A 19,732-nucleotide genomic window follows, 5' to 3' on the forward strand; every position below is an offset into this window, starting at 1 on the left:
GTGGGGGGGGGTCGAGGGTGGGGCGTGGGTGTCGCCACCCCCAACCCCAAAATACCGCCCGGGGGGCCGCGGGGGGGTGCGGCCCTCGGGGAGCCCCCCGCACCCGCTCGTCTTCGTCGTCCCGTACGCCTACGCCTACGCCTACGCCTTGCCTGCGCCCGCGTCGGGGGCGTCAGCGGCCGCGGCGGACGCGGGCCGCGCGGCGCGCCTCGGCGAGCGCCTTGGCCTCCGCCGTCTTGCGGGACTCCTTGCCCTTGCCCGGGCGGCCCGGCCGGCTGCCGATGCCGCGGAAGCCGAGCTCCGAGCCGGACGGGCGGCCCTTCGCGTCGGTCGGCGCGGCGCCGGACAGCGGCACCCCGGAGGGGGCCTTGGCACCGGTGATCCGGCTCAGTGCGGCCTCGCCGGAGCGGACCTGGGTGATGGTCGGCCGGATCCGCGCGTCCGCCATCAGCCGGACGACGTCCCGCCGCTGGTTCGGGGTGACCAGGGTGACGACCTTGCCGGACTCGCCCGCCCGGGCCGTACGGCCGCCGCGGTGCAGGTAGTCCTTGTGGTCGGCCGGCGGGTCCACGTTCACGACCAGGTCGAGGTCGTCGATGTGGATGCCGCGCGCGGCGACGTTCGTCGCGACGAGGACCGTGATCGTCCCTTCCTTGAACTGGGCGAGGGTCCGGGTGCGCTGCGGCTGCGACTTGCCGCTGTGCAGCCCTTCCGCCCGTACGCCCATGGCCCGCAGGTGCTTCACGAACTGGTCCACGCCGTGCTTGGTGTCCAGGAACATCAGCACCCGGCCCTCGCGGGCCGCGATCTCGGTCGCCGCGGTGACCTTGTCGGCGGAGTGGATGTGCAGGACGTGGTGGTCCATCGTGGTCACCGTGGCCGCCGACGGGTCCACGGAGTGGGAGACCGGGTCCTTCAGGTACGTCCGCACCAGTTGGTCGACGTTGCGGTCCAGGGTGGCCGAGAACAGCATCCGCTGCCCGTCGGCGTGCACCAGGTCCAGGATCTCGGTGACCTGCGGCATGAAGCCCATGTCGCACATCTGGTCGGCCTCGTCGAGCACCGTGATCCGCACCCGGTCCAGGTGCACGTCGCGCCGCCCCACCAGGTCGCTCAGCCGGCCGGGGGTGGCCACCACGACCTCGGAGCCGGTGCGCAGCGCGCTCACCTGCCGGCCGATCGACAGCCCGCCGACGACCGTGGACATCCGCAGCCCGAGGGCCTGCGCGTACGGGGCGAGGGCCTCGGTCACCTGCTGCGCCAGCTCGCGCGTCGGTACGAGGACCAGGGCCAGCGGCCGCTTCGGGTCCGCCTTCCGGCCCGCGGTGCGCGCGAGGACGGCCAGGCCGAAGGCAAGCGTCTTGCCGGAGCCGGTCCGTCCCCGGCCGAGGACGTCCCGGCCGGCCAGCGCGTTGGGCAGGGCGGCGGCCTGGATGGGGAACGGCTTCTCCACCCCGGACTCGGCCATCGTCCGCAGCAGCTCGGCGGGCAGGTCGAGCTCGGCGAACGACTCCACGGGCGGCAGGGCCGGGGTGTCGGGCTCGGGCACGGCGAACTCACCCTGCAGGGCGGGGGTGCGGGGCGTCTTGCCGGCGGTGCTGCCGGCGCCCGTTCCGGCACCGCCCTTCGGGGTCGCCCGGGCTGCCTTGGCGGCGGGCCTGACGCCGAAACGCCCGTAGGGGGACGGGTTCCTCATGCAGAGCCTTCCGTGGGACACGAAAAGGGGAATTTTATCATCGGCGGCTGCAGGCGCCCGGGGGCCGAGGGGTCTGCGGGGTCCGACGGGTCCGCGGGCTCTTCGCGGCCGGCGGATCCGCCGGGGGATCCGGGGCTCCCGGGGCCGGCCGGGGCCAGCACGCCGGACCGCAGGCGGTCCAGGTGCGCCCGCGCCTCGGCGGCCGCGCGGGTGAACCAGTCGGCGATGACGGCGACCTCGTCGGGGGAATACTCGTCGAACAGGGCGGCGAGCCGGGCGTAGAAGGGCTCGTACGCCTCCACCACCCGCCGGGTCGCCACCGGATCGGCCACCACCCGGACCCGGCGCCGGTCGGTCGGGTCGGGCTGCCGCTTCGCGTACCCCGCGCGCTCCAGCCGGTTGAGGACGCCGGTCACCGCGCCGGTGGTGAGGTTGGCCAGCGAGGCCAGGTCGCCGGCCGAGAGCGGCTCGTCCCCGGCGCCCAGGATGTGCCCGAGGCAGGTGAGGTCGGTGACGTTGAGCCCCAGCAGCTGCGCCACCTCCTGCTGGCCGATCAGGCCGAGGGCGACGTAGTGGTCCATACGGGAGATCGCCTCCCCGGCCGTGGCCGGGGGGCGGGTCTTGCCCTGCACGCAAAGACTCCTTAGCATCTAAGTTACTTAGCTCGCGAGATACTTCCTTGGTCAGATGTTTAGCTCGCGAGGTAAGCCTTCCTGTCTTGAGCCTACTTCGGGAGAACCATGAGCGCGCACGGAGACGTCGACCTCGGACACACGGTCGCCGGCTGGACCGGCACCGCGCTGGCCGTACTCGGTTCCGCGGCCGCAGGTGCGGCCTTCTGCACGGGCTGGACGCCCGGCATCTGGCTCGGCCTGGGCCTGGTCGTCGTGGCCGCGGTCGTCACCTGGCTGCTGCACCTCGCGGGCTGGGGCAAGCCGAGCGGCCCCCGGCCCGCCTCCGCGCGGGACTGGCGGATCCGCGACGACGTCGCCCGCACGGGGCACGCCGACTGCCTGGGCTGCCGCATGAGCGGGGGGCGGCGCGCCGCGGCGGCGGCCCCGGCGCTCCGGCCCGCGGGCGCCACCGCGCTGTCGCCCGCCGCCGCCGACGGTGGCGCCGAAGCCTCCGGGTGAACCCGCCCCGGCCGCGCCGGGGCGGGCAGGTGTTCGACGGGTCCCCGGTTGGCCGCACGGGGGTGTGATCCGGGGGGCGGGTGGGCAGGATCGGGACGGCGGCACCGTACGTGCTGCCCGCGTGGAACGTTGAGAAGGATCAGGACCGATGGCTACAGGCATTGTGAAGTGGTTCAACTCGGAGAAGGGGTTCGGCTTCATCCAGCAGGACGACAGCGGCCCGGACGTGTTCGTCCACTACTCCGCGATCCAGACGTCCGGCTTCCGGGCGCTGGAGGAGAACCAGAAGGTTCAGTACGACGTCGTCCAGGGCCCCAAGGGCCCGCAGGCCGAGAACGTGATGCCCCTCGACTGACCTCCGACCGACCCCGCTTCACGTGGGGGCCGACGTCACAGGCCACGAGCCCCGCCGACCCACTCGGCGGGGCTCGGTGCGTTCCACGGATCGTCGTCCCGGCGTATCCGCCGCCGTCAGTCCCCGCCGTGTTCGCCGTCCTCGCTGTCCTCGCCGTCCTCGCGCAGGACGACCGCCGAGACCGGGCAGGCCCGGACCGCCTCGCGCAGCAGGGGGCTGCCGTGGCCGTCCTCCCGCCCGGGCAGGACCTGGCCGAATCCGTCGTCGTCCTGGGTGAACACGTCCGGAGCGGTCAGGGCGCACTGGCCCGCGCCGATGCAGACGGAGGTGTCGATGCCGACGGTGGTGCGCCGCGGCGGCACCCCGCTCACCACGTCACCGGGAGCTCGACCATGCCCTGGATGGTGTCGCCGGGTTTGAACGGGATCCGGTCCGGCTCGGCCGCCAGGCGCAGCCCGGGCAGTCGCGCGAAGAGGGTGCCCAGCGCGATCTCCATCTCGGCGCGGGCCAGGTTCTGCCCCAGGCACTGGTGGACGCCGAAGCCGAAGGCAACGTGGTGCCGGGCGGGGCGGTGCCAGTCGAGCACGTCGGGCTCCGCGAACGCGGCCTCGTCCCGGTTGATGACGGAGGTGGAGAAGACCACCCCGTCGTCCGCCCGGACCGTCACCCCGCCGATCTCGATGTCCTGCGTGGCCACCCGCAGCATGCCGTCCGCGATCGACAGGAACCGCATCAGCTCCTCCACGGCGGCCGAGAGCAGCGACGGGTCGGCGCGCAGCTCGGCCAGCTGCTCCGGGTGCCGCAGCAGGGTGAAGGTGCCCAGAGAGATCATGTTCGCGGTGGTCTCGTGCCCCGCGATCAGCAGGATCGCGGCCAGCGAGACCAGCTCGTCGACGTCGGTCTCGCCCGTCTCCAGGCGCCGCTCGACCAGCTCGTCCAGGAGGCCGTCCCCGCGGACCGACCGCTTGTGCTCGATCAGATCGGCCAGATAGGCGTTGATGCGGGTGCGGGCGTCCTCCACGTCGGCGATGTCCGGCCCGCGCAGCAGCCGCCGCGACTGCCCCTCGAAGAACTCGTGGTCCTCGTACGGGACCCCGAGCAGCGAACAGATCACCATCGACGGCACGGGCAGGGCGAAGGCGCCGACGAGCTCGGCCCCGGGGCCGCGGGCGACCATGTCGTCGATCAGCCGGTCCACGGTCTCCTGGATACGGGGCCGCAGGGCCGCCGTCCGCTTCAGGGTGAAGCTCGGGATGAGCATCCTGCGCTGGACGTTGTGCACCGGGTCGTCCACGCCGAGCAGCGCGGTGCGGCGGTCCTGAAGCCCCTTGAACCGCGGGGTGGGGGCCGGGAACGCGGCGTTCCGGCGGTCGGCGGAGAGCCGGCCGTCGGACAGCAGGGCCCGCGCCTCGGCGTGTCCGGTGACCACCCACACGGACCGGCCGTCGAAAAGGGTCACGCGGGACAGCGGCCGACTCGCGCGCAGCGGATCGTAGGCGGTGGGCGGGTGGTAGGGGCAGGTTCGGTCCTGGGGGAAGGCCACGGTCTCTGACATGCAGCACCTCGTAAGCGCAGTCCGTAGTTCCGGTGTTCGCCTGGACCCATTACATGCCCCAGGCACCTATCCCACCCATACCCGTTTCGGCCAGATGGGCACCGCATTGTCAGTGGTGCCTGTGAAGCTGGCGGCATGGACGACAGGATGCTCCGCCGCCGGGTGTACGGCGCCGACCACGACGATCCCGACCCGGGCCCGCGCCCCGGCCGCAGCTACGGCGAGCTCGTGGGCGGCCCCCTCGACGGGCTGCTCCTCGACGTCACGGGCTGGAGCCCCGGCCGGCTGGCCGAGGAGGCCGCCCTTCCCACGGAGATAGGCCGCTACGGGGCCGGCGGCCGGTCCCACTACCGCCGCCGCGCGTCCGACCCCGGCCATTGGGACTGGTCGGGCGACAGCCGCTGACCGCGCTCGCGCCCCGCCCGACACGCGCAGCGGTCGTGCCGCCGACCGGCCCGCCGCACCCGGTCCGGAGAAAATCTCGAAGAAGAACCTCCGCGGGTGTCGATTCCGCCTCCTCCGGTTCGACGCAGGGGTGAGAGGCGGGGACAGCCCCCGCCCTTCCGATCGAGGAGTCACCATGCCGCGCTTCCTTTCGCTGGTCCGCATCGACGAGCAGAACCTCCCCGCCGACACCGAGTTCCCCCCGGAGTTCGAGCAGCGCATGGCCGCGCTCCTGGAGGAGATCACCAAGGCCGGCGTCATGCTGGACACCGCCGGGCTGCGTCCCACCGCCGAGGCCACCCGGGTCACCTGGTCCGGCGGCAAGCTGAGCTACACGGACGGCCCGTTCACCGAGACCAAGGAGGTCGTCGGCGGTTACGCCCTCCTCCAGGCCAAGGACATGGCCGAAGCGATGGAGTGGGCCAAGCGGTTCCTGGAGGTCCACCCCGTGGAGTGGACGGTCGGCCTGGAGGTCCGCCAGATCGACGAGGGCTGACCGGGCCGCCGGCCGCCGGCCGGCGGAACCGCCGCCGGGCCCGGGTCGGGGCCGTCCTGTTTGCCCCGGCCCGCCACGGCTGCTCTGATGGGTGGCCGTGACGGGAACGGACACGGCCCAGGCGGTCGAGACGGTGTTCAGGATCGAATCGGCGCGGATCATCGCCGTCGTCGCGCGCATCGTGCACGACGTCGGCATCGCCGAGGAGCTCGCCCAGGACGCCCTCGTCGCCGCCCTGGAACAGTGGCCCGCGGCGGGCGTCCCCGCCAACCCGGGCGCCTGGCTGACCACCACCGCCAGACACCGCGCCATCGACCTCGTCCGCCGCAAGGAGACCTACGCCCGCAAGCTCGCCGAGGTCGGCCGCACCCTCGACGACGTGCCGCCGCCCCCCGAGCCGGCCGAGCCCGACGACATCGACGACGACCTGCTGCGGCTGATCTTCACCGCCTGCCACCCCGTGCTCGCCGCCGACGCCCGGGTCGCCCTCACCCTGCGCCTCATGGGCGGGCTGACCACCCGGGAGATCACCCGCGCCTTCCTCACCTCCGAGTCGACCGTCGCCCAGCGCATCGTCCGCGCCAAGCGGGCCCTGGCCAAGGCCGGCGTCCCCTTCGAGGTGCCGTACGGCGCCGATCGGGAACAGCGGCTCGCCTCGGTCCTCGAAGTGATCTACCTGGTCTTCAACGAGGGGTACGCGGCCACCGCCGGCGACGATCTGCTCCGCCCCGCCCTCTGCGAGGACGCCCTGCGCCTCGCCCGCCTCCTGTCCGCCCTCATGCCCGACGAGCCCGAGGTCCACGGACTCGCGGCGCTCCTGGAGTTCCAGGCCTCCCGGACCGCCACCCGCACCGGCCCCGGCGGCGAGCCCGTCCTCCTCGCCGACCAGAACCGGGCCAGATGGAACCGGCTGCTCATCCGCCGCGGCGTCGAGGCCCTGTCCCGGGCCGGCAGCGGCCCGTACTCCCTGCAGGCCGCGATCGCCGGCTGCCACGCCCGCGCGGTCCGCTACGAGGACACCGACTGGGCGGCCATCGCCACCCTCTACGGGCGGCTTGCCGAGCTGACCCCCTCCCCGGTGGTGGAACTCAACCGGGCCGTCGCCGTCTCGATGGCCGACGGGCCCGGGGCGGCGCTCCCGCTCGTCGACGCCCTGGCGCAGGACCCCGCGCTGCGCGGCTACCACCTGCTGCCCAGCGTCCGGGGCGACCTGCTGGAGCGGCTCGGCCGGCGCGAGGAGGCCTGCGCCGAGTTCGAACGCGCCGCCTCCCTCACCGGCAACGCCCGCGAACGGGACCTGCTGCTGCGCCGGGCCGCCGCCCACCACCCCTGAGCCCGAGCGCGGCGGGAGCCGGAGGCAGCGGGCGGGGGAGGGGCGCGGCGGCCCGGACCCCGTCAGGGGTGGGCGCGCCCGGACCCGCTCACGCCGAGTGCCGCGCCCACCGGCCCGCGGGGCGCGGCCAGGCCGAGCGGCCGCCCGAAGGAGCCGTGCCGGGCGATCTCCCGGACCGTGCGCCGCAGCGCCTCCTGGAACCCGGCCATGGTCCGGCGGGCCGCCGGGGTGTCCACGTAGATCGAGTTCATGTGCAGCCCGTACGCGTCCCGCTGGAACCAGGAGCAGACGCCGTTGGCCCGCGCCGACCACACGTGCGAGGCGGGCCGCCAGTCCTCGTGCCGCTCGGCGCCCGGGCACTTGCGGGTGTCGATGTACGAGAAGAAGTTCACCGGGTACGGCCACGAGCGGGCGGCGAACTCCACCGGTGCCAGCAACTGCCACGCCCGCACGAACGGTACGTCGAGATGGCCCATCATCTCCCCGAACGCGCCCCGCACCCCGGCCATCACCTGGGCGAAGTCCCGGCCGGGCGAGGCGTCGAACTCGATGGGCATCGTGTTGACGAACCAGCCCACCGACCGCTCCCACCCCTCCCGACCGCGTTCGCTCACCGGCATGAACCCCCGGTACACCCCGGGCCCGCCCGCCTCGCGCAGGCAGACGGCCATCGCGGCCAGCACCCCCATGAACGCCTTGCCGTCCACGGCCCGGCAGGCCTTCTCGAACACCTCGGTCTCGCCGGCGTCCAGCAGCGGCGAGGCCTCGTTGACGATCGGGTACATCCGGTCCGGCTCCACCCCGAGGTCGAGGGGGAACCGGGGGAAGAACTCCCCGCCGCCGCGCGCCACGAACTCCTTCCAGTAGCCCAGGCGTTCGTCGTCGTCGGTGAAGGACGCGTAGCGGCGGCGCTGCTCCTCGGCGAAGTCGAGGTAGCTCGGCTCCGGCCCGTCGCCCACCTCCTCGCCGCGCATCAGGGCCTCGTACGCGTCCAGCACCTGCTGCACCACGATCGGCATGGACAGGCCGTCGCAGACGATGTGGTCGAAGGCCAGGTACACGGTCGCGGAGTCCCCGCGCAGGACGGCGCCCATCGTGAACAGGGGCCAGGAGAGCGTGTCGATGCTCCGCTTGAACCGCTCCGACAGGAAGCCGACCAGCGCCTGCGTGCTGTCGAAGGCCGCCACGGGGACCGTGGACAGGGCGAGTTCGTCCGGGGCGATCGGCTCGCACGCCAGCTCGCCGGCGAGCCGCCGGAACTCGCAGCGCAGCACCTCGTGGCGCCGTACGAAGGCCAGCAGGGCCCGGGTCATGGCCGGCTCGTCCAGGGCCCCCGCGACCTCGAACGTGACCGCGATCCAGGACGCGACGGGGTCGTCGGCCCCCCGGCTCTGCTCGGCGACCGTGAAGTGCTTGTCCTGGTTGAACGAGGCCCTCCTGCCCGCCCCCTCCGCGGCCGGCTCGGGCCCCGCCGCCGTGGACCGCAACCGCCATTCGACGACCCGGCCGGGTGCCATGCCGTGCATCTCCAGAGGAAACTGCCGCATTCCTTCATCCCTTCGCCCCCCAGAGTCAACCCCGTGGCCCCTAACGACACCCGGGCTGCGGAAGTGACGGGCGGCCGAGCGGGCCGCGAGGCCCGCCCGCACCGCTCCCGGGGCGGGCGGGGCCCTCAGGACGCGTCGTCGGGATGCACGGCGATGTGGTCGGCGGCCAGGTCGACGGCCACGCGGTGCTCCATGCCCAGCGCCTCCAGGAACTTCCGGGGCAGCTGCACGCGGCCGGTGCGGTCCAGCATCACGTACTCGCGTTCGCTGACCGATTCGGCGCCGTGCTCGTCCGTCACCGTGCGCCGCAGGACCTCGCTGCTCGTCCGGCCGTCGCGGATCGCGACCGTACGGCGGACCTCGCCCGCGACGAGCGGGTCGTGCGTGACGACGACCACGGTGACGCCGAGCTCGCGGTTCACCGTCCGCAGCGCCTCGAAGACCGCGGACCCGGTCTCGGAGTCGAGCTCGCCGGTGGGCTCGTCGGCCAGGAGCACCGCCGGATCGTTGGCCATGGCGACCGCGATCGCGACCCGCTGCTGCTGGCCCCCGGAGAGCTCGGCGGGCCGCCGTCCCGCCAGGTCGCCGATGCCCAGGGCGTCGAGGAGTTCGGCCACCCGGGCCGCCCGCCGCCGGGACCCGCCCCGGGAGCGGCCCGCCAACTGGAGGGGCAGGCCGATGTTCTGGGCTGCCGTCAGGAACGGCAGCAGGTTGCGGGCCGTCTGCTGCCAGACGAAGCCCACGGCCTCCCGGCGGTAGCGCAGCCGGTCCTTCGCGGACATCTCCAGCAGGTCGTACCCGTCGACGGTGGCCGTGCCGGCCGTCGGGACGTCCAGCCCGGCCAGGATGTTCAACAGGGTCGACTTGCCGCTGCCGGAGGCTCCGACCAGCGCCACCAGATCACCGCGGGCCACGGTCAGTTCCAGACCTTGCAGCGCCTGCACCTCGACCCCGTCGGTGCTGAAGATGCGCACGAGCCGGTCGCAGGCGATGGCCGTGCCGGCCTCCGGGCCCCGCGGCCCGGAGGCCGCCAGGGCCCGCTGCCGCAGCTCTTCGTAGGTCGGCTGGTCGGTGTTCAACGCTGGTCTCCCGCTCTCAACTCGGTGGTGATCTGTCGCCGTCCGGACACCGCTGCCTCGACGAGCACCGCCAGGGCCACCAGCGCGGCCAGCCCCGACGCCTGCGACAGCACCGGCAGCACCGTCGGCCGCAGCCCCGTCGGCACCGGCGCCCCGACCAGGGTCGACAGGTCCACGGCCGGCCCCAGCAGGGCCACGCAGGCCAGTCCCGCGACGGCACCGCCGACGGTCGCGCCGACTGCCTGCGGCAGCGCCTCGACCAGGATCAGCCCCACGCCCTGCCGGGGGCGCAGGCCCATCGTGCGCAGCCGGGCCAGTACCGCGGCCCGTTCGGGGGCGGCCCGCACCAGGGTCAGCAGCACCGCCAGCAGCGCGAAGCCGACGGCCCCGGCCAGGGAGCCCCAGAACAGCCGGCCCGCCGAGCGCTGCAGCGGGTCCTGCCCGAGCCCGGAGGCGACGGCGGCGCTGGTCGCCACCTGGAACCCGTCGGCCTGCCCGGCCGGCGCGGTGTCCCGGACGAGCGCCCGCAGCCGGTCCGCATCGACCGTGCCGGTGGCGTACCAGCGGTCGGGGCGGGGGTTGCGGGGCAGGGCCGCGGTGGCCTGCCCGGCCGGCAGGACGACCACGGCCCCGCCGCCGTCCGGCCTCGCCGGGGTGCCGTCGACCACGGCGGCGCCCCGGATCCGCAGCTCCCCGCCGGAGTTCAGGTGCAGCCGGAAGGAGTCGCCGCCGGGCGGCGCCAGCCGGGCCAGCGCACTGCTGAACAGCGCCGGCACCGGGGCGTCGGCGGAGCCCGCGCCGCCCCCGCCCGCGCCCGCTCCCGGGGAGGGCGGGGCCAGGAGGGCCGGGTCGAAGCGGCCGCGCCCGACGGTCCGGGCCAGTTCCGCGTACCGGACCGGGTCGGCGAGGACCACGGTGACCTGGGTGGAGCCCTGCGCGGTACCGAACACGAAGGCGTCGTCGTCGGTCCACACCTCCACCGCCGTCCGTACGCCGGGCAGCGCGGCGGCGGCCCGGGACATCGCCTCCGGGACGGCGGAGCCCGCGGGCGCGGAGATCTGCACGTCGCCGCCGACGGCCAGCCGGGCCGCCCGCACCCGGGCGGAATCCACCGCGTCCAGCACGGTGGCCCCGAAGCCCCCGGTGGTGACCGCCAGCAGCAGCGCGATCAGCGGCAGCGCGGAGGGCCGGGTCCGGCCCCCGGCGCCACGGGCGGCGCGGGCCAGGCCGAGGAAGCCGACCAGCCCGCGCCCGCGCCCGGCCGTCCGGGCCAGCACCCCGACGGCGGCGGGCTGGAGCCGGGCGAGCAGCAGTCCGCCGGACAGGGCGAGCAGCAGCGGAGCGGCGACCAGCAGGGGGTCGGTGCCCTGCCCGGCGGGGGCGATCCCGCGCCGGCGGACCTCGTACGTAGCCGCGGCGGTCGCGGCGAGGACCAGCAGCTCGGCGACGAGCCGGCGCCGCGGGGCCGGTGGGCGGGGCGGGGCCAGCAGGACGGCCGCCCGGACCGGAAAGGCCAGCAGGGCCAGGAGCGTGGCGGCCGCGGCGGCGAGCAGGGTGCCCGCCCACCGCGGCGTCGGCAGCAGCAGGACGGCCAGGGCGGTGGCCGCCACGGCCGCGGGCACGACGGTGACGGCGCCCTCGCCGAGCAACCGGCCGACGATGCCGGTGCGGGAGCCGCCGCGGGCCAGGAGCAGCCGCAGCTCGGCCTGCCTGCGGTCGGCGGCGAGCGCCCCCGCCAGACAGAACACCACGACGGCCACCCCGGCGACCCCGGCCGGGCCGATCGCGGCGAGCGGCGCGGCCGCCTGCTGGCGGGCCTCGGCCTGCGTGAACAGCTGCGGCAGCCGGGAGGTGATGCGCAGGTCGTCCCTGCCGGTGGCGCGCGCCAGCTCGGAGGCGGTCCGCCCGACCGTGTACGAGGCCACCTCCTTCTTGACGGCGGCCAGTTGGTCGGCCCGCAGGACGGCCGTGTCCACGGGGATCCGCCAGAAGTCCTCGGAGCCCTCGCCCCAGGGGCCGAGCCGGCCGATGCCGTCGGGTCCGACGAGGGCGGCCGTCTGCCAGAACTTCTTGGGGAGCGTGTCCGGGGTGAGGTTCGCGCAGGCGCGGGTGAGGCAGGGCAGTTCGGTCCAGTACGCGTCGTCCTCGTCGTGGGCCGCGTACAGGCCGACCACCTCGGCCGTGAGCGGGTGGCCGGAGAGGTCGGGCGTGCCTTCGAGCACCGTACCGAGGCGGACGTTCAGGGTGTCGGCCGCCTGCTGGGACAGCGCCACCGGCACCGGCCCCTCGGGGCTGCCGCCGGAGGGCCAGTGCCCCGCGACCAGCCGGGCGTGCGCGGCGGGCTGCCGCAGGTGGAGCAGGTTGAGCTTGGGCGACACGCCTTCGGGGCGGGCCAGCTCGGGGTTGGCGAGGCTGCGCGCCCGGACCGCCCGGGTGCCGTGGACCGGCCCGGTCGGGGCGACGCGGAAGACCGGCCCGGTCCGCTGGAGGAGCGTCACGAGGGCCGCGTCCAGGGCCTCGGGGGTCTGCGGCCCGAGCTGGGTGTTGGAGGTGGCGAGCAGGCTCGTCGGGCCGGGCCCGCGGTCGTGGAGGAAGGCGCGCAGCGCATGGTCGGCGCCGCGGTCCAGGGCCCGCGGCAGGGCTGCTGCGAGGAGGACGGCGGTGAAGGCGAGGGCGGCGGCGAGCAGCACGCCGAGCGGTGCCGCCCGCAGCCGCGTCGCCACCCAGCGCGCGGGCCGGACCTCCCGCCCCACGGCCCGCCCGGCCCCGACGGCCCCGACGGGGGCGCCGGTGCGCACCCCGCCGTCGGCCCGCGACCCGTGGGCCGGCCGAGTGCCGTCGCCCGACGGTGGCCGGTCCGTCCGCCTGCTGCTGGCCGTCCGAGTGCCGTCGCCGGCCCGGGTTCCGTCGCCCGGCCGCGCGGTGTCGCCCGACGGCGTCCCGTCGTCCGCTCGCGCGGCTGCGGCGTCCGTTCGCGCGGCTGCGGCGGCCGGCCGCGTTGTGTCGCTCGGCCGCTTGTCGGTCGTCCGCGTGCTGTCGTCCGGCCGGATCCCTTCGCTCGTCCGCGTGCTGTCGCCGGTCCGCGTTCCCTCGATCAGCCGCGCGGCTGCGTCCGGCTGCGCGTGGGCGGGGGACCGGTCGGCGGTGGTGTCCTGTGGACCCGGGGCGGGGGGTGCGCCGTCGGTCGGGTGGTCCTGCGGGTCCGCTGCGTCCCTGGTCACGACTCCTCCTCCACGTGGCGCAGCCGGGCGGCCGCACTGCCGCCCCGGCCCCGGCTTGCGAGCACGACCGACAGCAGCGGGGCCGCGGCGACGGCGGCCACCAGCAGCAGGGTGGTGCCGGCCGGCAGGCCGACCAGCACCTCGGGGACCGGCCGCCGCCCCGCGGGCGTCAGCACCACCAGCGGTACGACCAGGTGGACGAGGGCGGCGCCCAGCCCGACCCCGACCGCGCTGCCCAGCCCCACCAGCAGGAATCCCTCGGCGGCAGCGGTCCGGGCCAGCTTCCGCCGGGACGCCCCCAGGGCGAGCAGTACGCCGAACTCCCGGGCCCGGTCCCGGCCGGCGGCAGCGCCGGCCGCGGCGAAGCCGATCGCCGCGAGCACCGCGCCGACCGCCGCGAGGGCGGCCAGTGCGGCCTGCGGGCCCGCGCTCAGCGGGTCCCGGAGCAGCCGGGCGGCCACCTCCTCGCGCACCACCACGTGCTGCGCCCCCGATCCGGATCGCAGTGCGGCGGCGGCCCGGGCCGGGGCGGGGTCGCCGGGGGAGGCGGCCGGCAGCCACCACTCGGCGGGGGCGGGCAGCTCCCGCGCCCCGGACCCGGCGAGCAGGCGCCCCAGGGAGCCGAGGTCGACGGCGAGGGCCGTGTCGCCGGCCACGGGGAGGGAGCCGACGGCGGCGGTGACCCGTACCGGCACGGTGACCGGCCCCAGCGGGACGGGGACGAGGTCACCGACGGCCGCCCCCACCCCGGCGAGGTACGCGCGGGTGGCGACCCCGGGTATTTCGGGCACGGGCCGCACTCCGGGCGGGGCGAGCGCCAGCTGTACCCCGCCCGAGGCGTCGAAGCCGCCCCGGTAGCGCAGCCGCACCCAGGCGGAGCCGTCGCCGTCGGCGGGCAGCAGTTCCCCGGCCGGCTTCCGGTCGGCCGTGGTGCCGGGGAGCACGGGGGCGGTCAGCGTCCAGCCGGAGCCGTCCGCGGCGGCGCCCGGCGGCGGAGTGGGAGCGGGGACGGGGACGGCAGGCCCGTCGCGGCTGTCGGAGACGGCGAGGCCGCGCACCGCCAACTCGCCGCCGACGACGGGCCCTTCGCCCGCACCGAAGCCGCTGCGGTCGCCCGCGGGAACGTACGACACCACGACCCCCACGATGCTCAGCGGCGTCGCGGCGGATCCGAGCGGCGCCCCGGTCAGCGTCCCGAGGTCCACCGACACGGTGGCCCCGTCTCCGGGCGGCAGCTGGACCATCGGGGTGCGGTGGGTCAGCCCGAACCGGTCGCGGAGCAGCAGCCCGAGCCCAGGGTTCCCGCTGTCGCCGGGTGCGCGCAGCGCGACGTCCAGGTCGATGCGGCGGGGCTGCCCCGGCAGGGGGATGCCGCCGGTGGCGGGCGCGGCGGCGGCCAGCGGGGCGAACAGCTCGCGCACCGGGCGGCCGCCGCGCAGGTCGGAGCGCAGCGGGACGTGTGCCGCGGCCGTGGCGGCGTCCAGGGCGAGCAGGTGCGCCGTCCGTCCGCCGGGCAGTTGCTGCGGGTTGCGGACCACCGGCATGATCCGGTCGCCGTCGGGCAGGGCCGCGTACCGGCCGCCCTGGCCCATCGGGGCGAGCCCGCCCCCGGAGATCCGCAGCCCGCCGGCGGTGGTGAACTCGGCCTGGTCGCGCTGGGACGCGGTCCAGGCGGTGTGCTGCCCGACGGCCAACACCCCGCTGGCCACGGCGAGGACGAGCAGCAGGACGGGGCCGGTGGCCCGGCCGGGCCTGCGGGCCAGCTGCCAGCCGACGAGCGCCGGGCCGAGCCCGCGGCCCCGGGCGGCGATCCGCCCGCCGAGGCGCGCCGCGAACGGCAGCAGCCGCAGCACCAGCAGGGTGCCGGCGCACAGGGCCAGGGTGGGAGCTGCGACCAGCAGGAGGTCGACGCCCGGGCGGCCGCCCGCCGCTGCCCCGCCGCCGGCGGCCGCCGCCCCGCCCGCCGCCGAGGGGTCGTCGCCGCCGTACCGGGCGACCTGCCGGTAGGCGAGGACGGCGAGGGCCAGCAGCGCCAGGTCGGCTCCGGAGCGGGCGGCGCCGGCGACGATCGCCTGCCGGCGTCCGGCCCGGCGCAGCGCGGCTGCCGCGGTCCCGCGGAGCACGGCCGGCAGGGTGATCAGCAGCAGGCAGGCCAGGGCGCAGCCGGCCGCGGCCGGCCACAGCAGCCGGGGGTCCCCGTCGGTGTCGAACGGAACCCGGGCCAGCGGGCCGAACCCGCCGAACAGTCGCAGCAGCGGAGGGGTGAGCAGCGGGGCCAGGACCGCGGCCGGCAGGGTGATCAGCAGCGACTCGGCCAGGCCGAGGACGGCGAGCCGCCCGCGGGACGCCCCGCGGGCCAGCAGCAGGACCCGCTCGCCCTCCTGCCGGTCGGTGAGCAGGCGGGCGACGAGCAGCAGGGCGGCCGCGGCGAGGACGGCGAGCTGGAGCGCGCCGATGAGGACGGCCGAGCGGGCCACGCGCCGCCCGGACTCCAGCTCGCCCAGGAACTCCTGCAGTTCGGTGGTGGCCGTCAGCTCCGCGGAGCTCTTGAGGCGGGCCGCGGTGTCCGCGGCACGGGCGGCGAGGGCCTCCGTCTCGGCGGTGCGGACGTCCGTGAAGTCAGGGGTGAGCAGCCAGGCGCGGCCGTCCTGGACGAGGCCGCCGGCGGTGAAGGCGCTGTCGTCGACGAGCAGCGGGCCGTACGAGGTGAAGGTGCCGGCCTGGACCTCGCGCCCGCCGAACGGGTCGAGCCGCCAGTAGGCGGCGTTCCGGTCGGCCGCCCGGTAGACGCCGGTGACCCGCACCGTGAGCGGGGCGCCGCCGTAGCGGTCGTCCAGGCGCACCTCGCCCGGCAGCGACTCCGCGGTGAGCCCGAGCCGCGCCAGCGCCTGCTGGGGTACGGCGACCGGCACCGGCCCGCCGGGCGCGGCAACGGCTCCGGGCCACTGCCCGGCGACCAGGACGGCCCGCCCGCGGTCGAGGGAGGCCAGCAGGGTCAGGGCCGCCTCGGTGCCCTGGTCGTGCGCGCGCGGGAGCCCGTACGCGCGACTGCGCGCCGCGCTCTCGACGTCGACCGGGAGCCGGCCGAACAGCGCGCCGCCGAAGGTGCGCACGGCGGCGTCGTCCTTCCCGCGGGCGGACGAGGGGTGTCCGCCGGTGACGAGGACGGTGGTCCGGACGCGGTCCGGACCCGCCAGGGCCTGGCGCAATCCGGCGTCGCCCACGCCGCGCGTGAACGAGGTCAGTGCGGTCAGCACCGTGGTGGCGATCAGTACGGTCAGCAGCACGGCGGCGGCGAGCGGCAGTCGCCCGCGCAGCCGGCGCACGACGAAGCCGAGCATGTGCTGTGTTCCTCCCCCGTTCCGGACCATTGGGTCCGGATAGCGGATGATGTTGTCAGATCTGGTCGTGGCACGGAAGGGACTTGCGTGAACTAGGTGACGGATGAACAAATTCGGAGGGCGGGCGATCCGGACATGACTCGCGGAAGCGCTCGCGGACCGAATTCGCAGGGGGAGCAGGCAACATGACTGAGCATCAGCAACCGGAACCGGTGGTGCCGCCTGCCGCGCGGGGTGCAGCCACTGCCGCCGCAGAGGCCGCAGAGGCCGCACAAGCCACGGCCACCACCACGGTCACGGTCACGGCGCCGGCCATGGTCGTCGTGGACGACGTCCACCGCACCTTCGGCAGCGGAGAACGCGCCGTACACGCCCTGCGCGGGGCCTCCTTCGAGGTCGCGCGCGGCACCCTGACCGCCCTCAAGGGCCGCTCCGGCTCCGGCAAGACCACCTTGCTGAACCTGGTCGGCGGCCTGGACGCGCCGACGGGCGGCACCGTCACCGTCGACGGCACCGACCTCGCCGACCTCGACGAGGCGGGCCTGCTCGCGCTGCGCCGCGACCGGATCGGCTTCGTGTTCCAGTCCTTCGGCCTGATCCCCGTCCTGACCGCGGCCGAGAACGTCGGCATCCCGATGCGGATGCGGGGCCTGCCGGCGAAGGAGCGCGAGGAGCGCGCCCGCACCCTGCTCGCCCTGGTCGGCCTCGCCGAGCACACCGAACAGCGGCCCGGCGAGCTCTCCGGCGGCCAGCAGCAGCGGGTCGCCGTGGCACGCGCCCTGGCCAACGAGCCGGCGCTGATCATCGCGGACGAGCCGACCGGCCAGCTCGACTCCGAGACCGGCCGCTCGATCATGCAGCTGCTGCGCGCGGTGGTCCGCAGCGAGGGCGTCACCGTCGTCGTCGCCACCCACGACCCGGTCCTGATCGAACTCGCCGATCACGTAGTGGAGTTGCGCGACGGCCGCATCGCCCCGCCAGCCTGACCCGCAGCATCTCCCGCTGCGCGGGGGTCGAGCGGTCCACGATCGACCCGAACAGGCCCGCGCATCTGGGGGATTCGCCATGTGTCACGAGGCCGTTCGGCTTCGGACCGGTGTCGTGCCGCCGGCCTCCGGGGAAGTATCCGTACAGACGGGAGCGGTGTTTGTGGCGGAGAGCACGACCTCAGACCGCATCCTGCTGGGGGCTGGTGCTCTGTTGTCGACCAAGCAGATGTTGTGGAGGCCGCTGGCGCCGTCGATTCCCTGGGAGGCTGCGAGCCCCGCCCTTCTTAGACGCGACAGGCCCAGATGGGAGGGGAAGCGCCGGTCAAGGAGTCGGAGGCGCTGGGGATCCGGCCCACTCCACCAGCGGGTGCCGGGGGCCGAAGGCGAGGTGATTCCAGGACTCCGGCCCCGGCCCCTTCCAGAAGAATTCCAATGAGTCACCCACACGGGCGATGAGTTCCAGATTGGCCCCCGGATTCCCGCTTACCCCGCCGAAAGTGCTCTGGATCATGGTCACCGCGGTGAAGTCCAGCTCCTGCGCTATCAAGTAAGGCTCGCTCCACGGCTGATCAGCGACCTTGCTCCTGCGGCGCAAGAACATCAACCCGCCGCCAGCGGCAGGGGACACCAGCAGCAGGTCGCCGGGCTCCATCCGATCCTGGATCAGGACCGGATTTCCCGTCGCGCCAACCGCGATGGTGCTCGCCGCTTCGTGCCAGTCGGTCGGATCCAAGGTCTCGTTCCAGAGGAACCTCAACCTGTCCCCCTTCCTGGCAACGACTTCCAGACTGATCCGACCATCGGCCAAATCACGCTCGATCATCCCGACTGCGGCAACTTCTCCCAGGGCCGTGGCGAAGACATAAGGTGTGCTCCACGGGTAGCCACCCATGTCATTTCGACGACGCAGGAACATCAGGCCTCCGCCCTCCGCAGGGCACGTCAGCAGGAAATCGCCGGGGTGACCGCGCTTCGTCTGGATGAGGACCGGATTACCGGCGGCTCTACCGGCGATCGGTACCGGTGACAGATTCCAATTGTTCTTCTGATTGCTGTCGTTCCACAAAAAACGCAACTCCTCACCGGTCCTGGCCACGACTTCAAGGCTGCTGTGACCCTCACCGAGCTTGCTCTCCACCATGCCCACTGCGTCGACCTTTCCCAGATCCGGCTCGATCAGGCAGGGAGCACCCCAGGGGACGCCGTACGTGTCATTCTTGCGATGCATGTAGATGAGCCCGCTCCGAGGTCCGGGGAAGACCAGTTCAAAGTCACTGGGTGTGTGAGATCCTGATTCGCTGGCAGGCCCCCCTTCCTGTCTCCTCTGGATCAGCACGGGATTTCCGCTGATGGACGTGTCCTTGGATGCTTTGTTTGCGATCAGTCGCTCTTCGTCGAGCCGCACACCCTCGACCGTCCTCTCATGCTGTGGCACCAACCGCTCAACGTCGAACAGTCGGGGATCCTTGTCATCGCGCACGTAGAGCACGGGTGTCGCCCACTCGAGGCTTTCGTCGTTCCCCAGCAACATCGCGATTCTTCCCTGGTGCACCGCCACATCGATCGGACGGCCGAGGCCCACGAGCGCCTGGTAGAAGTAGCGGGAGAAGGTGATTGCCGCTGTGTCGGACACTATGAACTGCATGGCGACGATAGCCGGGACGAACCGGAGCAGCTCTGTTGCCACACTGGAGAAGAGCTCCTCGTGGCTCCCCTTCGCCGTTTCGCACCCGTTCAGAACAACGAGCTGCGGCTGCGGGTCTGTTTGCCCGATGGCCTGCCCCATGGCATCGCCGTGGATGAGCCGTTTACGGCCGCGCTCGTCACCGAAGACGAGCGCGCCCGCCCCTACCGAGGTGTCGAATTCGCCGTGTCCGAGGTAGTGAAGGACGTGGCAGCCGCCGGAGGCCGAAGTGAACTCGTCCTGCATCTTGGTCCAGTTCCGCACGTTGCGCCAACGAAGTTGCGCGATGCCACCTTTGGTGAGCTGTCCGAGACTCCGCTTCAGGTTGCGTTGCTCGCTCTCCAGGTCCAAGGGCCTCGCGAAGGGCGGCACGGAGGCCAAGGCCGTCACCCGGAGCGGAGGTTGCACCGACAGCGGCCCCAGGGGGCGGGGGAGGGCGACGCAGCGCACGACCTCGTCCTCGAGGCAGAGGTACCCGAATTCTCGACTGTGGAGCAACTCCCAAGGCAGTACCGCCAGTTCGGGGTCGTTCATTCGAAGGAGGATTCGCAACTTTTCCCCTCGGGCGGCTGCTTGTCTCCGCTGTTCCGAGTAAAGCCGATGAATGTTGCTGGGGAAGAGCGCGCCGAAGAGCTCATCGCCGATCTCCTGAGCGGGCAGTCCCCGCATGGTGAAGGTGCCCTGCAGAGATCTATCTTTCGTCGGCGCTGGGCGAAATCCGATCTGAAGCGCCGCGGATCGCTCTCTGATGGTTTCTGTGTTCAACGGAACATCGTGTGCTACGGGATGCCGCGCTCCGGACTCCACCCTGACCGAGTATCCGCTGCTGCTGCCTGCTATTTCCAATGCAAAAGTGCCG

The 19,732-nt window shown here is 74.3% G+C and carries 15 protein-coding genes; 6 read left to right on the forward strand and 9 right to left on the reverse strand.

The window, feature by feature from the left end:
• Positions 1–172: 172 nt before the first annotated feature.
• Positions 173–1,696, reverse strand: a complete 1,524-nt coding sequence (locus ACZ4VL_RS00005; protein WP_468193549.1) for a DEAD/DEAH box helicase — start codon at positions 1,694–1,696, stop codon at positions 173–175.
• A complete protein-coding gene (locus tag ACZ4VL_RS00010) occupies positions 1,693–2,328 on the reverse strand; it encodes a MarR family winged helix-turn-helix transcriptional regulator (protein WP_468193552.1) in 636 nt (211 codons plus the stop codon). Before ACZ4VL_RS00010 ends, ACZ4VL_RS00005 begins: the two co-directional genes overlap by 4 nt.
• A 108-nt stretch (positions 2,329–2,436) precedes the next feature.
• Here ACZ4VL_RS00010 and ACZ4VL_RS00015 point away from each other — a divergent pair, with 108 nt between their 5' ends.
• Positions 2,437–2,829, forward strand: coding sequence for an HGxxPAAW family protein (locus ACZ4VL_RS00015; protein WP_468193554.1), 393 nt, complete (start codon positions 2,437–2,439; stop codon positions 2,827–2,829).
• Positions 2,830–2,977: 148 nt separating this feature from the next.
• On the forward strand, positions 2,978–3,184 hold the full coding sequence (locus tag ACZ4VL_RS00020) for a cold-shock protein (RefSeq protein ID WP_361090420.1): 207 nt from the start codon (positions 2,978–2,980) through the stop codon (positions 3,182–3,184).
• A gap of 116 nt (positions 3,185–3,300) precedes the next feature.
• On the opposite strand, the gene ACZ4VL_RS00025 is transcribed toward ACZ4VL_RS00020, so the two are convergent.
• A complete protein-coding gene (locus ACZ4VL_RS00025) occupies positions 3,301–3,555 on the reverse strand; it encodes a ferredoxin (protein ID WP_468193557.1) in 255 nt (84 codons plus the stop codon).
• Positions 3,552–4,739 carry a cytochrome P450 gene (locus tag ACZ4VL_RS00030; protein ID WP_468193559.1) on the reverse strand — a complete coding sequence of 396 codons (1,188 nt, stop codon included), beginning with the start codon at positions 4,737–4,739 and terminating at the stop codon, positions 3,552–3,554. Before ACZ4VL_RS00030 ends, ACZ4VL_RS00025 begins: the two co-directional genes overlap by 4 nt.
• 135 nt (positions 4,740–4,874) lie before the next feature.
• Between ACZ4VL_RS00030 and ACZ4VL_RS00035 the strand changes: the two genes are divergently transcribed.
• The 3 genes from ACZ4VL_RS00035 to ACZ4VL_RS00045 all read left to right on the forward strand — a co-directional run bounded on the left by ACZ4VL_RS00035 (position 4,875) and on the right by ACZ4VL_RS00045 (position 7,012).
• Positions 4,875–5,144 (forward strand): hypothetical protein, encoded by a 270-nt coding sequence (locus ACZ4VL_RS00035; protein ID WP_468193561.1) that lies wholly within the window; start codon positions 4,875–4,877, stop codon positions 5,142–5,144.
• A gap of 175 nt (positions 5,145–5,319) precedes the next feature.
• Positions 5,320–5,679 carry a YciI family protein gene (locus ACZ4VL_RS00040; protein WP_468193563.1) on the forward strand — a complete coding sequence of 120 codons (360 nt, stop codon included), beginning with the start codon at positions 5,320–5,322 and terminating at the stop codon, positions 5,677–5,679.
• 97 nt (positions 5,680–5,776) lie between these two features.
• The gene (locus ACZ4VL_RS00045; RefSeq protein ID WP_468193566.1) at positions 5,777–7,012 is read left to right on the forward strand and encodes an RNA polymerase sigma factor; all 1,236 of its coding nucleotides are present in this window, start codon (positions 5,777–5,779) and stop codon (positions 7,010–7,012) included.
• A 62-nt stretch (positions 7,013–7,074) separates the two neighbouring features.
• Here the strand turns inward: ACZ4VL_RS00045 and ACZ4VL_RS00050 are convergent, their stop codons facing one another.
• From ACZ4VL_RS00050 to ACZ4VL_RS00065, 4 genes are all read right to left on the reverse strand, one after another.
• Complete coding sequence (locus ACZ4VL_RS00050) at positions 7,075–8,559, reverse strand: condensation domain-containing protein (protein WP_468193570.1); 1,485 nt, start codon at positions 8,557–8,559, stop codon at positions 7,075–7,077.
• A 125-nt stretch (positions 8,560–8,684) separates the two neighbouring features.
• Positions 8,685–9,638, reverse strand: a complete 954-nt coding sequence (locus ACZ4VL_RS00055; protein WP_468193572.1) for an ABC transporter ATP-binding protein — start codon at positions 9,636–9,638, stop codon at positions 8,685–8,687.
• Positions 9,635–12,859: a hypothetical protein gene (locus ACZ4VL_RS00060; RefSeq protein ID WP_468193575.1), complete on the reverse strand. Its 3,225-nt coding sequence runs from the start codon at positions 12,857–12,859 to the stop codon at positions 9,635–9,637. Before ACZ4VL_RS00060 ends, ACZ4VL_RS00055 begins: the two co-directional genes overlap by 4 nt.
• A complete protein-coding gene (locus tag ACZ4VL_RS00065; RefSeq protein ID WP_468193578.1) occupies positions 12,856–16,200 on the reverse strand; it encodes an FtsX-like permease family protein in 3,345 nt (1,114 codons plus the stop codon). Before ACZ4VL_RS00065 ends, ACZ4VL_RS00060 begins: the two co-directional genes overlap by 4 nt.
• 314 nt (positions 16,201–16,514) lie before the next feature.
• On the opposite strand from ACZ4VL_RS00065, the gene ACZ4VL_RS00070 reads away from it, so the two are divergent.
• Positions 16,515–17,186, forward strand: a complete 672-nt coding sequence (locus tag ACZ4VL_RS00070; RefSeq protein ID WP_468194211.1) for an ABC transporter ATP-binding protein — start codon at positions 16,515–16,517, stop codon at positions 17,184–17,186.
• Positions 17,187–17,511: 325 nt separating this feature from the next.
• Here ACZ4VL_RS00070 and ACZ4VL_RS00075 read toward each other — a convergent pair whose 3' ends face one another.
• A complete protein-coding gene (locus ACZ4VL_RS00075) occupies positions 17,512–19,638 on the reverse strand; it encodes a CHAT domain-containing protein (protein ID WP_468193581.1) in 2,127 nt (708 codons plus the stop codon).
• Between the last annotated feature and the right edge of the window lie 94 nt (positions 19,639–19,732).

Source organism: Streptomyces sp. NPDC029014, assembly GCF_055564695.1.

Coding starts and splice junctions, on each gene's coding strand:
- ACZ4VL_RS00005 (WP_468193549.1), bottom strand. CDS start 1,696: ATGAGGAACCCGTCCCCCTACGGGCGTTTCGGCGTCAGGCCCGCCGCC.
- ACZ4VL_RS00015 (WP_468193554.1), top strand. CDS start 2,437: ATGAGCGCGCACGGAGACGTCGACCTCGGACACACGGTCGCCGGCTGG.
- ACZ4VL_RS00020 (WP_361090420.1), top strand. CDS start 2,978: ATGGCTACAGGCATTGTGAAGTGGTTCAACTCGGAGAAGGGGTTCGGC.
- ACZ4VL_RS00030 (WP_468193559.1), bottom strand. CDS start 4,739: ATGTCAGAGACCGTGGCCTTCCCCCAGGACCGAACCTGCCCCTACCAC.
- ACZ4VL_RS00035 (WP_468193561.1), top strand. CDS start 4,875: ATGGACGACAGGATGCTCCGCCGCCGGGTGTACGGCGCCGACCACGAC.
- ACZ4VL_RS00040 (WP_468193563.1), top strand. CDS start 5,320: ATGCCGCGCTTCCTTTCGCTGGTCCGCATCGACGAGCAGAACCTCCCC.
- ACZ4VL_RS00050 (WP_468193570.1), bottom strand. CDS start 8,559: ATGCGGCAGTTTCCTCTGGAGATGCACGGCATGGCACCCGGCCGGGTC.
- ACZ4VL_RS00065 (WP_468193578.1), bottom strand. CDS start 16,200: ATGCTCGGCTTCGTCGTGCGCCGGCTGCGCGGGCGACTGCCGCTCGCC.
- ACZ4VL_RS00070 (WP_468194211.1), top strand. CDS start 16,515: ATGGTCGTCGTGGACGACGTCCACCGCACCTTCGGCAGCGGAGAACGC.